The organism is Aurantivibrio plasticivorans (assembly GCF_055392955.1).
Genome location: NZ_AP036020.1, coordinates 1,029,277 through 1,043,313 on the forward strand (window position 1 = coordinate 1,029,277; position 14,037 = coordinate 1,043,313).

The window sequence follows — 14,037 nt, forward strand, 5'->3', positions numbered from 1 at the left end:
ATTATGAGAGGTCAGTGCTTAATACAACGGCAGTGTGCGCGAATCCTGCGTGGAACCTCCAGTGTCCTTCTCCTTTATAGGATAGGCAAAATTCGTCATTTAATTGTTTCAGTAGGGTGAAGTGAAAAATATGTTGTTGGTCTGTCGCGTTACACGGTACAAGAGTCACAGACGCGGCATCAAATCCGAAAAATTGTTTCACCAGTGGGTGGAGACACTTATATATACTTTCTTTGGCTGAAAACAGCACAGTTAAATACTCTCGTTCGCTCAGTCCTTGAGATATGTCAGGCGAATAGGTTTCGTCATTCGTTATTATCTGGCTATGTATAGCCTCGGCCGTTTTTTCTTTGATTAGTTGTTCACTATCGATACCAACGCTGCGAGTGTATTTGTTTTGTGCGACAGCCGCTGCGGCAAATGAGTGGGAGTGTGTGATCGCGCCGACATAGCCGACAGGCCAAACCGGTGAGCGATCTTCGGCGTTATCAATTGAATTTGCAAGTGCATAGGGAGAAAAATCGCTGGTGAGTTGGCTCAAGCTTTCTGCGACGCAATAGCGCCCACTGAGGTATTCGACTTTTCGCTTGTTGACCGCGTTCGCTAAGCGTTTAGGTAGTGTGATTTGGGTCTGCTTGGCTAGTTGAGTGACATCACCGTCACGGTCGTAGCGGCAAGCAGTTAGTTTGCAGGCGGTGCCAAGATCGAGAGGTGGCTCGCAGAGCTCAATCATAATTCTCAGTAGAGTAAACACTAATCCGGTTGCGCAGTATAACGTGCTTACGAGTCGGCGGTCACGCGAATCGGACGTCGTACTCTGTCAGCAAAACTAATGGGCAGCACTGTGGACCAAAGGTATACTGCAAAACGTATTTAGTCTGTAGGAAAGAGCAATGAGTGAATTCGTAGTCAATATCGATGAGTCCAACGCGCAGCGCTATTTAATTGAAGAGTCGCAAGCCCGCCTTGTTGTGGTGGATTTTTGGGCGGATTGGTGTGGCCCCTGTAAATCGCTCATGCCGATTCTTGAAAATTTGGCGAGTCAGTATGCTGGACAGTTTTTGCTCGCCAAGGTAAACGCCGATGAGCAAGCTGCAATAGCGAGCCAATTTGGCGTGCGCAGTTTGCCAACGGTGGTGCTCATGAGGGACGGGCAACCGTTAGATGGTTTCATGGGGGCGCAACCAGAAACAGCAATTCGAGAAATGCTTGATAAGCATCTGCCCAAGCCTTGGGATACTGCCGTCGCGCAAGCCCAAGAACTGCTCACTCAAGAAGATGTTAGCGGCGCTCTGCCATTGCTGAGGGATGCTTTACAGCAAGCAGAGCAGCAAGGCGTTACCCGCAGCGATATCGCTCTGCTGTTGGCACAAACCTATCTACAGCTTAATCGGGTTGAGGAAGCGCGGCGCTTGGTTGATGAGGTCCCTATGGTAGATCAAGACGCCGTCTATGATCAGGTCAAGGCTCAGGTCGAGCTAAAACAAGAGGCTGCGAAAAGTCCAGAAATTGCGGCATTAGAAGCTAAACTTAATGAGGACTCTGATAATCTATCTGTCGCTTATCAGTTGGCTATCCAGTTCAGTCAAGATGGCCATCATAGGGAAGCATTAGAACTGTTATTTTCTATTTTGCAGCGCGACCTGAACTTTGACGATGGCGCGGTTAAGAAGACTATGATGGATGTGTTGGCAAGTCTTGGAAAAGGCGATCCACTTGCAGTAGAGTTCCAACGAAAAGTATTCACGTTAATGTATTAATGCTTGAATGCCAAAGATTAGATAATAATTTCCTTAAAGCACGCTAAAAGCCGTCGCTAATACAGAGTCATCGATGAAGAAAATCTCCCGCGCAACCGTGCGCCCTCTCCGCAGCTTGGATTTATTGTCACACCGCGAAGTACAGGGCGTAATGGAAGCAAACGATACAATTTTTGAAACCTTTAAACTGTGTGCCCTCGCCGTACTCAATACGGGCAGCGAGGAAGACGATGTTGAGCAGGTATTAGCGGACTATTCGGATTTTGCCGTTAATGTGATTCCTGAATCTCGCGGAATCAAGCTTGAGCTAGTGAATTGTCCTGCTTCTGCCTTTGTAGATGGAAAAATGATTCGAGGGATACAGGATCATTTATTTGCAGTGTTGCGCGATGTTGTTTACACAGAACATAAAATCAACAGGGACCGTCGCTTTGACCTCTCCAGTGGTGAAGGGTTGACTGACACAGTATTTAGAATCCTGCGCAACGCCGGTATTGTTCAAGCGAATCGAACGCCTAATTTGATTGTTTGTTGGGGTGGTCACAGCATCGATCGTCTCGAGTATGAATACTCAAAAGAGGTGGGGTATCATTTGGGTTTGAGAGGATTTGATATTGCGACGGGCTGTGGCATCGGTGCCATGAAGGGCCCAATGAAAGGCGCGTTGATTGGTCATTCAAAGCAACAAATCAAAGATGGCCGTTATGTGGGCATTACAGAGCCCGGCATAATTGCGTCCGAGTCTCCTAATCCTACGGTCAATGAGTTAGTCATACTGCCCGACATTGAAAAACGCCTTGAGGCGTTTGTTCGTCTTGCGCATTCTATTGTGGTTTTTCCCGGTGGTGCAGGCACAGCGGAAGAAGTGCTCTATCTCCTTGGTGCATTAATGCATCCCAATAATAATCACATTCCCTTACCGCTAATATTTACCGCGCCAAGTGGCCGAGAAGAATACTTTCAAACCTTGGATCGTTTTATTAGAGAGACCTTGGGTAATGAGGCTGCCCGCTACTATGACATCGTTATAGGCGACGCTGAACTAGTGGCGCAAAAAGTACGGCAGAGTGTTGACCGCGTAATACGCTACCGACGACAAACTCAAGAGTCTTATGCGTACAATTGGAACACGTTTATTCCAAAAAATTTACAAGAGCCTTTTGTTCCGACACACGAGAACATGGCGAATCTCAATTTAAGTAAACAATTGCAAAGTCATGAACTTGCAGGTCAACTTCGTTGTGCTTTTTCAGGTATTGTTGCAGGTAATGTAAAAGCATACGGCATACAGCAGATAAAGGAACGCGGCCCATACAAAATTAATGCAGCCCCAGAGTTAATGTCCGCACTGGATGAACTGCTTACAAGTTTTGTGAAACAAGGTCGGATGAAATTAAAAGAGGAAGATTATCAGCCGTGCTTTGAACTTGTAGGTTAATGCTATGGCTGAATCACAATCGAGTGACACAAATAGGGAAGATTCTCGTCTCGATATTGCTCGTTATATTTTGGTCGTTCCCGCTGTGCTTACTAGCTGGTTGCTTGCTGTATTTGCAGGCATTCAAGTTGAAGTGGCCAGGGTGGCGCTGTTTTGTCCGCCCGAATTCCGAGACGGTGCCGAATGCTACGCTAGTGGCTGGGAGGCGTGGCCAAGTTGGTTGATGCTTTCTGATGCGGCGCTATGCGCAGTCTTTGTGGTTTTGACGACGGCCATTACTGTCCCAAGAAGGAAGTTGTTATTTAGTGGTTATACCTATGCATTGGGGTGTTTACTCGCAGCTTTTTTAATGGTTTTGACCGGTGCTTGGCAGGGTTTTTTAGCGGCACTGCTGGCAGGATTCGCAACGTTGTACGGCGTCAAACTCTATACTAAAGATACGTTTTCCGATACTTTCCAATTTTTATCGCATCTTTTTCCCCGTTCATAGCGCATATATTTTAATTTTCATCGTTGATTGTCGCCTTAATTCTCTTTGAAGTTAATTCTTTCTCTTCTATTTCGAATAATTACACATCACCTGCTGATTTGTGGCGCGACAAGGCGTTACACTTCATCTCCGCTGACTAAAAAACGTTGGCGTTTGATTCTACAAAACAGGAAGAGGAATATGATGACAATGAGGAAAGTGTTTAACAAAATCTTGTTGGGGGCAGCAGCAGTTGTCACTTCGATACAGGCATCGGCTATCGATTTAGATACTGGGAATGCTGCAACCGAAGTTGTGATACCCAATGCAGTGGGCGCTATTTTTGAGGTGTCACCAACTGGTGGTGATGCCACTTTAGTGCTGCGTTTTACCACGATGATCACAAACGCCTGGTTTGATGCGTCTGCTCCTTATCATCCGACTGCAGTCGGTGTGTACTCGAATTTGGGACGAAGACCAGCGGAAGAGGCAACTCCTCGCAATATCAATACGGCGGTTATGTATGCATCCTTTCGTGTGCTAAATAGCTTGTTCCCGGCTCGCTCGGGTGAGTGGCGTGCTTTGCTAGTCAATGAAGGTTTAGATCCTGACGATGCCAGCACAGACTTGTCTACACCTGCTGGGATTGGCAATGTCGCTGGTTGGGAGTTGGTGGCTGCCCGTGAAAATGACGGCATGAACCAGCTTGGAAATGAAGGCGACAAAATTTATCATCAAACGCCCTATGCGGATTATACCGATTTCGAGCCAGCGAATACGGCGTATGAATTGACGGATCCTTCGAAATGGCAGCCGCGTATTGTCAGCGATCGCACTGGCATTTTTCGTGTGCAACAGTTTGTAACACCGCAATTGCGCAATGTAACGCCTTATAGTTACCGTAACCCACGCCGTTTCCGAGCGCCATATCCAAGCGCAAGCCAGGTCGAAAATTACGGTGCCTATGTTGCTCAAGCAAATGCAGTTCTTGACGCGTCTGCGAATATGACAGACGAGCAAAAAATGATTGCGGAGCTGTTTGATAACAAAATTTTTAGCTTGGGTTTTTCTGCGCTGTTCGCGGCACAAAGCAAGGGTTTGGGGCTGATCGAAACTATGCAATATGACTTCTTAACCAATATGGCAGCGTTTGATACGTCGATTGCCATTTGGAAAGAAAAGGAGCGATTCAACGCAGTCCGTCCTTTCTCTGCGATAGCCCACATATACGGCGATTCACCTGTTACCGCGTGGGGCGGTCCTGGTGAAGGTACGGTGACAGATATACCTGCGGATCAATGGGATAGCTATCTAGGCGTTGCGGATCACCCAGAATATCCATCGGCGACGGCGAGCTTTTGTGCCGCACATGCGGAAACGAGTCGTTTGTATTTTGGGTCCGATGAGTTGGGTTACCGGGTTCCTGCGCCAGCAGGGTCGTCTAGAGTTGAACCAGGGATAACCCCAGCGACCGACATGACACTTTACTTTCCAACGTGGACTGATCTAGAGCAGCGTTGTGGGGATAGCCGTTTCTGGGCGGGTGTACACTTTTATCCATCGATCCCTGCGGGCCAAGATATTGGCCACAAAATCGCGAGAAAAGCATTCCGCTTCTTTAAGCGAAAAGTCGCAGGAAAGCGTACTCGCTAAAATCGCTCCCAGTACAGTGAGTCATTTAAAGCCCTTGGAGAGACCCAAGGGCTTTTTTGTATATGCAAACTGGCGGCTCGCTGTAATCAATAAAATAGACCAAACATAAGTTGATCTGAAACGACACAACGCATTGTGAAACCTTGAGAAAAGTGAGATTGTATTCAACGTGTATTCCATTGATGTTGCTGTAGAGTGAAAGAGCGCATTATGAAAAGTGATAAGCTACCTCCTCATATCGAGGGCTCGGATAAAGTCATTCTCTTTGACGGCGTTTGTAAGTTATGTAATGCATGGAGCCAGTTTATTATTAATCATGATCATAAAAGGTGTTTTAAGTTGTGCAGTGTCCAGTCTGATGAAGGGAAGGATATATTACGCTATTTTGGAATGCCGACATGTTTCTATGACACAATGCTTTATGTAGAGGGCAGTGAGTGCTTTCAGAAAAGCGAAGCCTTTTTTCAAATAATGGCAACCTTAGGTTACCCCTGGAAAACGCTCTGCGTATTTAGGTTGTTTCCAAGATTGATACGAAATTGGCTGTATGATCGTATTGCTCTCAATCGATATCGTTTGTTTGGTCGATACACGTATTGTCATTTACCTTTGGCAGATCACCAGAGACGTTTTATTGATGCAAAAAAGTGATTTCACTCAGATTGACGTCGTTAGTCGTTTGTTTTTAGGTTTTCTATTCATTTACCACGGGTTAGTCCCCAAAATAGTGTGGCTCAACTCTATTGAAGTCGAGCTGGTCTCTGCGAGTGGTTTAGATGTTTCCGCAGACCTTATCTCTCCGCTGGCAGGGGGTGCTGAACTAGTTCTGGGTGTGGCGATTATCGTGTTGAGAAAATCCGTTTTTCCAGTTTATTTGGCGGCGCTCGTGCTGGCTATGTTGCTCGTTTATGTCGGTTTTTCGGCTCCCCAATATCTGATTGCTGCTTTTAACCCAGTAACCACAAATATTATGGGTTTGGGATTTTGCTACGTTATTCTGCTGTCAATGAAAAAGAGAAAGCCATAGAAGGTTGTCATGACATATGATGAGTTTAATCAGTTTTGCGCCTCGCTACCCCAAACAACACATGTTGTTCAGTGGGGCGGTTCTGATGTTTGGAAGATTGGTGATAAAGTGTTTGCTATTGGTGGCTGGGAAAAATCGAATAAGCCAGCTTATAGCTTTAAAGTATCCGAGTTAAATTACAACATTTTAGAGCATGAAGAGGGCTACCGGCCTGCGCCTTATCTAGCCTCGCGCGGTATGAAATGGATTCAGAAATATGATAACCATACGAAAATAGATGAGGAATTGACGTATTATTTGATGCAGTCCTATCATATTGTGTCAAAAGGATTAACAAAGAAAAAACAAAAAGAGCTCGGCCTCACTCCACATGTCGACTAAGGGCCGCTTTTCGAGAACAGTGTTACAAGTGTTTGTTTTGTAAATGAATCCATTCAGCTGCTTTGTATTATAAAAGAGTGTCGCAATATATACGGCAATGGTGTTCTCCGGATAGCCTTGTGCTGTCGTAGGACAAATTGAAGGGTAGAGATAATTAACGATGAGTATTGAAAGTGGTAATGAATCAAACTGTTTAGAACAGTCAGGGAAATGTGACGCTGTCGAGCTGAGCATACTGCCTAAGGAGCGAGACCTCGGCGGGTTTTCTGTTCGTCGGGTGTTGCCCGCCGCAAAGCGAAAAATGATTGGGCCGTGGATCTTCTTTGATCATATGGGGCCGGCAGACTTTCCACCTGGTGAGGGTATTAATGTTCGACCTCATCCGCATATCAATCTTGCTACCGTTACTTATTTGTTTGAAGGTGAAATGTTTCATCGAGATTCGCTCGGTAACGCATTGGCTATTTGTCCTGGGGACATTAATTTGATGATTGCTGGAAAAGGCATTGTGCATTCGGAACGACAGAGGGACGAAGTAAAACGCGCTAACCATCATATCGAGGGATTACAGTTGTGGCTGGCGCTACCAGAGTCAGACGAAGAAATGGAGCCAGAGTTTCATCACTACAACGCATCGGATCTACCGGAAACCACTGTTGACGGAGTGCCGGTAAAGGTTCTGATTGGTTCGGCTTATGGTGTTACGTCACCGGTCAAAGCTTTTGCAGAAACACTGTACGTTGAAGCGCATTTGAAGCAGGGTCAGAGTCTTAGTCTTCCAGAATCTGCGGAGCAGCGCGGACTTTATATCGTCGACGGGAGGTTAAATACCAACGGCACTGAATTGGAAGCGTATTCCATGACGATATTTCATCCGGGACAAGCGGCAACTGTGACTGCGGAGATAGACACGAAACTAGTTATCATCGGTGGTGAGCCTTTATCCCCGCGTCATCTGTGGTGGAATTTTGTATCTAGTAACCAGGAGCGTATCAAAAGCGCTAAAAATAATTGGAAAAATGGCCAGTTCCCTAAGGTTCCCGGTGACGAAACTGAGTTTATACCTTTGCCCGAAGATTAGGGCTGTCTAAGTGGTGATGTTTGACCATTGTTTACTATATCACCGAGGTTATCAGGCTGAAGAAGCTTAGCATGTACGTTACCGCTCCCTAGCGCACATCTATATTTTACGGGATTGTTGTTCATGATAAGAATGTTTACTAGTGCTGATCTAAAAGCCACCTCGCGGTTATATGTCGATGTCTTTGCTGGCCCACCGTGGAACGAACGCTGGACGATTGACTGGGCTCTCGATAGACTGACAATGATTTTTCAGTCCCCAGGTTTTTTAGGTCATGTGTACGAAGTGAATGGAAAAATTGTTGGGGTAATTGCAGGGAGATCGAATAGCTTTAAAGGCAGACGTGAATTAGAAATAGTCGAGCTTTTTGTTTCTAAGCGCTGTCAATCAGATGGTGTTGGTAAAGCGCTGTTGTCGGCAATCGAAGAACAAGCCGGTAACAATGGTTATAGTCATTCAGTTCTACTAACATCTCAGCGGGTGCCAGCGTTTAATTTTTACCTTAGGCGTGGCTATAGAGCTAATGCTGATATGGTGATGATGTCCCGTGCACTTTAAATTTTCCCATCGAGACTCTCGAAGAGCGCGAACCATATATGTAAGGCAGTATCGTTCACGCCTTTTAGTTATTTCTCGGTTATCGAATATAAGCTTTTTCTTAATCCTAGTGTTTTTTTGCGCAAACCTATTTGCGCGATGTGAGCCAATGGGTTATCCCGATGAACATAAGCCAGAAGATGTCACTGTGTTAGGAGCCTGTGACTATTACGCCTTAACGTTCAAAGCGGGTTATGCCGATGACTTCGATGGTTTTGTCGGGTTGGGTTTCATCGTGCCATTGAGTCAGGCCTACAGTTGGGAAGGACATGGCGCGGATGCTGGACTTGCCGTTACTGCTTCGTTGTACAACGATACAACGTTTATAGATCTTGGTTATGTGAGTCGTAAAACATACGCATTTGCTAGTCGAGGTTGGGAGTTGGGGATTTCCTACAATAGCGACTTACATGAGAATGTCGGTTTTTATTTTAATTACCACTTGATGGCTATGGTCGGCGTTCGAATGTATGAAACTCGGCAGGGAAGAGAGTACAGTGTTGAAATAGGTATTAAATACTAAGCATTGATTTTCGTCATTGCCAGCTGGCTAGCGGCGGCTTTTTACGGCAAGCTTTTGATTTGTGTCGTTTAGAGGATGTACACCGGCTATTCCTAAAATTATTTCTAGGCACCCCTCCCACGGGTCGGCGTTGTGCATACCTTTAGTGGCGCGATCAACTAGTGCTGCAGTGCGAAGGAGTTGATTCAGCTGGCGGGTATTTAACCGCTGCAGAGCGGCTTTCACCATGGGTAGACGGTTGTCCCAGATGCCAAAACTCTTTGCCACACTTTGCAATGATTTTCCTTCGCTTACGGCACGCTTAAGCTGAATTAAATTGCGTATTTCCCTCGATAATGCCCAGAGTATTGACAGTACTTCGGAGCCTTCTCCCCGCAATCCATGTAGATTTTTGACGGCGCCCCGCGCGTCACCGTGTAGCGCGCGGTCGATGAGTGTAAATACATCATAGCGTGCGCTGTCCGCCACAGCGTGGGCCATTAAGGCAGCATCTATTTTGCCGTCGTCAGTTAGCAGAGTTAATTTTTCCAACTCCTGAGTGGCGGCAAGTAAGTTGCCTTCGACACGAGACGACAAAATATCTAGGGCGTCTTGTGCTATGTCTAGGCCCATTTGTTGTGCCCGAGATTTAATCCATCGTGGTAGCTGGCCTAGAGTAATCGGCCATACTTGAATAAGGACTCCCGCAGCTTCAAGAGGTTTAAACCATTTAGCATTTAAGGTGGCGCGTTCCAGCTTTGGTAAAACGAGGAGCAGTACATTATCCGGTGGCGGGCTCTCTGCGTATTCGCCGAGTGCTTTGCGTGCTTTGTCGTTTAGCTTGGTTGTGCAGCGAATCTCGATTAATTTTTTGTCGGCAAAAAGTGATAAGCTTTGTGCGCTCTGTTGGACTGTGTGCCAATCAAAACTGTTGTCGGCGTGATGTAATTCTCGATCGTTAAAGCCCAGGTCGCGGGCTTTGTTGCGGATTAGATCACAGCTTTCTTGCATCAGCAGAGGCTCATCGCCGCTGACGATATAGATAGGTGCATAGTCACTGCGCAGATGCTGGGGTAACTTGTCGCTGTAGATTTTAGTCAAGCTAGCCTCAGATAATGGTTAAGGTGTGGTTAAAAATCGCAAACGCCGGACCAGTTGTTGCGCGAGGTCAATACGCATTTCGCGCAAAATGACGCGCTCTTCTTCTGATCGACTCACTACTTCGTCATTATTAAATTCATAGGCGCGTGATACATACAGCGTGTCAGTTTCTTGCAGTGTTTCACCCTGAGCGCTTTTAATCGAGAAGGGGGCTTGATAGCTTAGCTCGTATTCCGTAACAAGTGTGTCCGCGCCAGTCGTTGCAACGCGGCGATCCTGTTGTAGTTCGCCGACTTCAATGACTAAATCGGAAGCGCTACTGCTGTCTGATATCACTACCCCATTGGCCTGGAATAGTTGCGTCAACTCTCTCGCAAAGTCGCGGTTTTCTGATTTGATATATATAGACGATAGACCTTCCGGCAAGTCAACGGAGCCGCGTAAGCGCCAGCCGCAGCTGGCGATCATACAGAGACTCAAGCCTAGAACAATTGCGCGTCGCATCATTGCGGCTTTACCACGATATTGACAAGCTTGCCTGGTACAACGATGGTTTTGACAACGGTCATGCCATCAGTGAATTTCTGTACGCGTTCGTCATTCAGAGCTGATTGCTCGATAGTTGCTTTGTCCGCGTCAGCAGCCACGGTTAACTTCGCCCGTACCTTTCCGTTGACTTGGGCAACGACCTCAATTTCTGAGCGGACTAACGCTTTTTCGTCTGCTTGAGGGAAGGGTACGTTAAGCACGTCGTTATCATTGCCCAGATAATGCCAAAGTTTGTGCGATACATGAGGCGTGATAGGTGCGAGTAGCAAAACGGCGGCGTTTAGCGCTTCACGCTCAACAGCTAAATGGTTAGGTGTTGAGCGGTCTGCTAATTTATTCACTTCGTTGAGCAATTCCATCACCGCAGCAATTGCCGTGTTAAACGTGTGGCGGCGACCATAGTCGTCATTGACTTTGGCAATTGTTTCATGGGTTTTACGGCGCAAGTCTTTTTGCTGGCTATCTAAATTGCTGACCTCTAATGCCGATGGAGTTCCCGCATCGAGATGACCGTGAACCATTTTCCAAAGTTTCCGAATGAATCGATGGCTACCTTCTACAGCACTATCGGTCCACTCCAGGGTTTGGTCCGGCGGCGAGGTAAACATGGTATATAAGCGAACGGTGTCTGCGCCATATCGGTCGACGATTTCTTGCGGGTCGATTCCGTTATTTTTCGACTTCGACATTTTCACAGTGCCGCCGATTTCTACCGGCGCACCGTCACTACGCCGCACTGCGCTTAACATTTTACCTTTATCGTCTTTTTCGAAATCGACTTCACTGGGCGAAATCCACTCTTTTGAGCCATTGTCAGCAATGCGATAAAACGACGGTGCGAGCACCATACCTTGGCAGAGCAAACGCTTGAATGGTTCGTTGGAGGATACAAGGCCTTCATCGCGCATTAATTTATGGAAGAAGCGTGCGTAAAGTAAATGTAAAATAGCGTGCTCGATGCCGCCCACATATTGATCGACGGGTAGCCAGTAGTCAGCAGCTTCTTTATCGATCATGCCCTGGTCGTATTGGGCGCAGGTAAAACGCGCGTAATACCAAGACGATTCCATAAAAGTATCGAACGTATCGGTTTCGTGTTCCGCCGGTTGACCGTTGTAGTCAGTTTTTCGCCAGCTCTCATCTTGCTTGATGGGTGATTGAACGCCATCCATAGTGACTTCTTCGGGAAGCAGTACAGGCAAGCGGTCAGCGGGTACCGGGATTTCTTGACCATCGTTAAGGTAAAGCATGGGAATGGGAGAACCCCAATAGCGTTGGCGCGACACACCCCAATCACGTAAGCGGAAGTTGGTGGTGATTTTGCCACGGCCCAAGCTTTCCAGTTTGGCGGCGATGGCCTCTAAGCCAGAGTCGAAGCCTAGACCGTCGAACTCGCCAGAGTTAATTAATTGGCCATGATCTACAAACGCGGCGGTCTCGACATCGCACTCTTCGCCGCTGCTTGGAGCAATCACTTGCTTGATGGGTAGGCCGTATTTGGTGGCAAACTCCCAGTCGCGCTGGTCGTGAGCGGGCACCGCCATGACCGCGCCTGAGCCATAGTCCATCAACACGTAGTTGGCGATCCACACTGGAATTTCTTCGCCGGTAATCGGATGCTTGGCAGACAGACCCGTTGCGATACCACGTTTTTCCATCGCTGCCATATCGGCTTCGGCGACCGATTGAACCTTACAGGATTCGATGAATGCTGCCAGCTCAGCATTATCTTTGGCGAGCGCTAGTGACAGTGGGTGTTCGGCGGCTAAGCACATGTAAGTCACGCCCATTAGGGTATCAGGGCGAGTTGTGTAAATTGAAAACTGCTCGATGCCGGCGGTAGGCTGTGCTAAATCGAAGGTCATCTCCACGCCACGGCTCTTGCCGATCCAATTACGCTGCATGGTTTTGACCTGCTCTGGCCAGCCTTCTAACTCATCCAGGCCTTCAAGCAACTCTTCTGCGTACTCGGTAATTTTAATAAACCACTGTGGGATTTCTTTTCGCTCTACGGGTGAGTCACAGCGCCAGCAACATCCATCGACGACCTGCTCGTTTGCTAATACAGTCTGGTCTTTAGGGCACCAGTTCACAGCGGAGACTTTTTTATAGGCCAAACCTTTCTCATAAAGGCGAGTGAAGAACCATTGCTCCCAGCGATAGTAGTCCGGTTTGCAGGTGGTGACTTCGCGGCTCCAGTCTAGACCAAAGCCCAGGGCCTGGAGCTGCTTGCGCATATAGTCCGTGTTGGAGTACGTCCAGCTGGCGGGCGCTAGTTTATTCTGGATTGCGGCATTTTCTGCGGGTAAACCGAAAGCATCCCAGCCCATTGGGTGGAGGACGTTTTTGCCCAACATACGTTGGTGGCGAGCGATTACATCGGTGATGGTGTAGTTACGGACATGCCCCATATGCAGGCGGCCGCTGGGGTAGGGGAACATCGCCAGGCAATAGAACTTATCTTTGCTGGGGTCTTCGGTTACCTCAAAGCTGCGATTTTCTTGCCAGTAAGCCTGTGCTTCGGCATCGATGGTGGCGTGGTTGTAATGCTCTTCCATTATGTATTTCGACCTAATTTAACGATGGATCACGACCTATACTTGCAAAGTGGTCGCATTGGTGTGCTCAAACTGGCGTTAGAGCGATGTAGCTGATCGCCAATCTTTTGAGGCAAGGCTTCTAATTATCGAAGTCTTGCGCCAGGGCATGGACTCTGGCCAGAAAGGGCCGCATTATACCCTCATCACACCGAACCACTGTAGGCCTTATGTGGAATTCCCTAAGGAATTGTCGGGGTGACGTTCAAGTAGCGGCAAGACAGGGCCTACACAGAGTTTTAACGCAGTAAGTAGATGTGCCGGAGTAGATTAAATGGCCGAATATGATATGGACGAGACAGAAGAAAGACAGCAGCGCAATCCACTGGAGCGCTTGCGAGATACCTTCAAAGAGGAGGTTGACGAGCTGGTAAAGCTTGAGTTGGATGTTGAAGACTTGGCGCAACGTAAAGCCGGTCTATTGAAACAATACCTGAAAGACGATCTGCATGGCGTACAAGAGTTTTGGGAAGACTTAAAAGCTGAAACTCACACCCTGGAGGAGTTCGCAGGGCAGTGGCTGCTCCAGGCTGCTAATCCTACGCCGCTTGACTGGGTCAAGCTCGATCAATACATGGAGAAAGGCGAGAACCGTTTAATGGCGGGGGAAATCGCGACGGACGTTGAGTTACGTTGTGTTGGCTGTGGCAAGCTACGTGTTGTCGACGGAACTGTGACTTTAGCGCCTTGTACCAGTTGTGGTTGCGAGCTATATCAGATACGGCGCAGCTGATGTATATCATTTTGCGTGCCGTCGTTTTCCACTACACTTACTAATGATGAATGAAGGCAATAGCGACGCGTACACACCTGAAGCTTTCACGACTTTGAGCGTTCGGATTGATTTTTTAACCGTAGTGGGCGCTGTTGGCTAGTGCTGGG

15 protein-coding genes are annotated in these 14,037 nt (G+C 47.5%); 11 read left to right on the forward strand and 4 right to left on the reverse strand.

Annotated elements, in window-relative coordinates; translation table 11 throughout:
• Window position 1: 1 nt before the first annotated feature.
• Window positions 2–733, reverse strand: coding sequence for a 4'-phosphopantetheinyl transferase family protein (locus ACZ5NB_RS04505; RefSeq protein ID WP_460231797.1), 732 nt, complete (start codon window positions 731–733; stop codon window positions 2–4).
• 160 nt (window positions 734–893) lie between these two features.
• On the opposite strand from ACZ5NB_RS04505, the gene trxA reads away from it, so the two are divergent.
• The 10 genes from trxA (at window position 894) to ACZ5NB_RS04555 (ending at window position 8,929) form a co-directional block, all read left to right on the forward strand.
• Window positions 894–1,760 (forward strand): thioredoxin, encoded by an 867-nt coding sequence (trxA, locus tag ACZ5NB_RS04510; protein ID WP_460231798.1) that lies wholly within the window; start codon window positions 894–896, stop codon window positions 1,758–1,760.
• Between the two features lie 73 nt (window positions 1,761–1,833).
• On the forward strand, window positions 1,834–3,198 hold the full coding sequence (ppnN, locus tag ACZ5NB_RS04515) for a nucleotide 5'-monophosphate nucleosidase PpnN (RefSeq protein WP_460231799.1): 1,365 nt from the start codon (window positions 1,834–1,836) through the stop codon (window positions 3,196–3,198).
• Window positions 3,199–3,202: 4 nt separating this feature from the next.
• Window positions 3,203–3,688, forward strand: a complete 486-nt coding sequence (locus ACZ5NB_RS04520; protein ID WP_460231800.1) for a hypothetical protein — start codon at window positions 3,203–3,205, stop codon at window positions 3,686–3,688.
• Window positions 3,689–3,868: 180 nt separating this feature from the next.
• Window positions 3,869–5,320, forward strand: a complete 1,452-nt coding sequence (locus ACZ5NB_RS04525; RefSeq protein ID WP_460231801.1) for a vanadium-dependent haloperoxidase — start codon at window positions 3,869–3,871, stop codon at window positions 5,318–5,320.
• Between the two features lie 210 nt (window positions 5,321–5,530).
• Entirely contained in the window at window positions 5,531–5,971 is a 441-nt protein-coding gene (locus ACZ5NB_RS04530; protein WP_460231802.1) for a thiol-disulfide oxidoreductase DCC family protein, read from the forward strand.
• Complete coding sequence (locus tag ACZ5NB_RS04535) at window positions 5,868–6,347, forward strand: DoxX-like family protein (RefSeq protein WP_460231803.1); 480 nt, start codon at window positions 5,868–5,870, stop codon at window positions 6,345–6,347. Before ACZ5NB_RS04530 ends, ACZ5NB_RS04535 begins: the two co-directional genes overlap by 104 nt.
• Before the next feature lie 9 nt (window positions 6,348–6,356).
• On the forward strand, window positions 6,357–6,728 hold the full coding sequence (locus tag ACZ5NB_RS04540; RefSeq protein WP_460231804.1) for an MmcQ/YjbR family DNA-binding protein: 372 nt from the start codon (window positions 6,357–6,359) through the stop codon (window positions 6,726–6,728).
• A gap of 160 nt (window positions 6,729–6,888) precedes the next feature.
• Window positions 6,889–7,809: a pirin family protein gene (locus ACZ5NB_RS04545; protein ID WP_460231805.1), complete on the forward strand. Its 921-nt coding sequence runs from the start codon at window positions 6,889–6,891 to the stop codon at window positions 7,807–7,809.
• 123 nt (window positions 7,810–7,932) lie between these two features.
• Window positions 7,933–8,367, forward strand: coding sequence for a GNAT family N-acetyltransferase (locus tag ACZ5NB_RS04550; RefSeq protein ID WP_460231806.1), 435 nt, complete (start codon window positions 7,933–7,935; stop codon window positions 8,365–8,367).
• Between the two features lie 148 nt (window positions 8,368–8,515).
• Complete coding sequence (locus tag ACZ5NB_RS04555; RefSeq protein ID WP_460231807.1) at window positions 8,516–8,929, forward strand: hypothetical protein; 414 nt, start codon at window positions 8,516–8,518, stop codon at window positions 8,927–8,929.
• 27 nt (window positions 8,930–8,956) lie between these two features.
• On the opposite strand, the gene holA is transcribed toward ACZ5NB_RS04555, so the two are convergent.
• Genes holA through leuS form a run of 3 tightly spaced genes read right to left on the reverse strand, consistent with a single transcriptional unit; the run spans window position 8,957 to window position 13,116 of the window.
• Window positions 8,957–10,009, reverse strand: coding sequence for a DNA polymerase III subunit delta (holA, locus tag ACZ5NB_RS04560; protein ID WP_460231808.1), 1,053 nt, complete (start codon window positions 10,007–10,009; stop codon window positions 8,957–8,959).
• A gap of 18 nt (window positions 10,010–10,027) precedes the next feature.
• Complete coding sequence (locus tag ACZ5NB_RS04565) at window positions 10,028–10,516, reverse strand: LPS-assembly lipoprotein LptE (RefSeq protein WP_460231809.1); 489 nt, start codon at window positions 10,514–10,516, stop codon at window positions 10,028–10,030.
• Window positions 10,513–13,116 carry a leucine--tRNA ligase gene (gene leuS, locus ACZ5NB_RS04570; RefSeq protein ID WP_460231810.1) on the reverse strand — a complete coding sequence of 868 codons (2,604 nt, stop codon included), beginning with the start codon at window positions 13,114–13,116 and terminating at the stop codon, window positions 10,513–10,515. Before leuS ends, ACZ5NB_RS04565 begins: the two co-directional genes overlap by 4 nt.
• Before the next feature lie 313 nt (window positions 13,117–13,429).
• Between leuS and ACZ5NB_RS04575 the strand changes: the two genes are divergently transcribed.
• Window positions 13,430–13,888 carry a zinc ribbon-containing protein gene (locus ACZ5NB_RS04575; RefSeq protein WP_460231811.1) on the forward strand — a complete coding sequence of 153 codons (459 nt, stop codon included), beginning with the start codon at window positions 13,430–13,432 and terminating at the stop codon, window positions 13,886–13,888.
• Window positions 13,889–14,037 lie beyond the last annotated feature (149 nt).

Bases quoted from the DNA above. Each gene is read 5' to 3' on its own strand.
- ACZ5NB_RS04505 (WP_460231797.1), bottom strand. From the start codon at position 733: ATGATTGAGCTCTGCGAGCCACCTCTCGATCTTGGCACCGCCTGCAAA.
- trxA (WP_460231798.1), top strand. From the start codon at position 894: ATGAGTGAATTCGTAGTCAATATCGATGAGTCCAACGCGCAGCGCTAT.
- ppnN (WP_460231799.1), top strand. From the start codon at position 1,834: ATGAAGAAAATCTCCCGCGCAACCGTGCGCCCTCTCCGCAGCTTGGAT.
- ACZ5NB_RS04520 (WP_460231800.1), top strand. From the start codon at position 3,203: ATGGCTGAATCACAATCGAGTGACACAAATAGGGAAGATTCTCGTCTC.
- ACZ5NB_RS04525 (WP_460231801.1), top strand. From the start codon at position 3,869: ATGATGACAATGAGGAAAGTGTTTAACAAAATCTTGTTGGGGGCAGCA.
- ACZ5NB_RS04530 (WP_460231802.1), top strand. From the start codon at position 5,531: ATGAAAAGTGATAAGCTACCTCCTCATATCGAGGGCTCGGATAAAGTC.
- ACZ5NB_RS04535 (WP_460231803.1), top strand. From the start codon at position 5,868: ATGATCGTATTGCTCTCAATCGATATCGTTTGTTTGGTCGATACACGT.
- ACZ5NB_RS04540 (WP_460231804.1), top strand. From the start codon at position 6,357: ATGACATATGATGAGTTTAATCAGTTTTGCGCCTCGCTACCCCAAACA.
- ACZ5NB_RS04545 (WP_460231805.1), top strand. From the start codon at position 6,889: ATGAGTATTGAAAGTGGTAATGAATCAAACTGTTTAGAACAGTCAGGG.
- ACZ5NB_RS04550 (WP_460231806.1), top strand. From the start codon at position 7,933: ATGATAAGAATGTTTACTAGTGCTGATCTAAAAGCCACCTCGCGGTTA.
- ACZ5NB_RS04555 (WP_460231807.1), top strand. From the start codon at position 8,516: ATGGGTTATCCCGATGAACATAAGCCAGAAGATGTCACTGTGTTAGGA.
- ACZ5NB_RS04565 (WP_460231809.1), bottom strand. From the start codon at position 10,516: ATGATGCGACGCGCAATTGTTCTAGGCTTGAGTCTCTGTATGATCGCC.
- leuS (WP_460231810.1), bottom strand. From the start codon at position 13,116: ATGGAAGAGCATTACAACCACGCCACCATCGATGCCGAAGCACAGGCT.
- ACZ5NB_RS04575 (WP_460231811.1), top strand. From the start codon at position 13,430: ATGGCCGAATATGATATGGACGAGACAGAAGAAAGACAGCAGCGCAAT.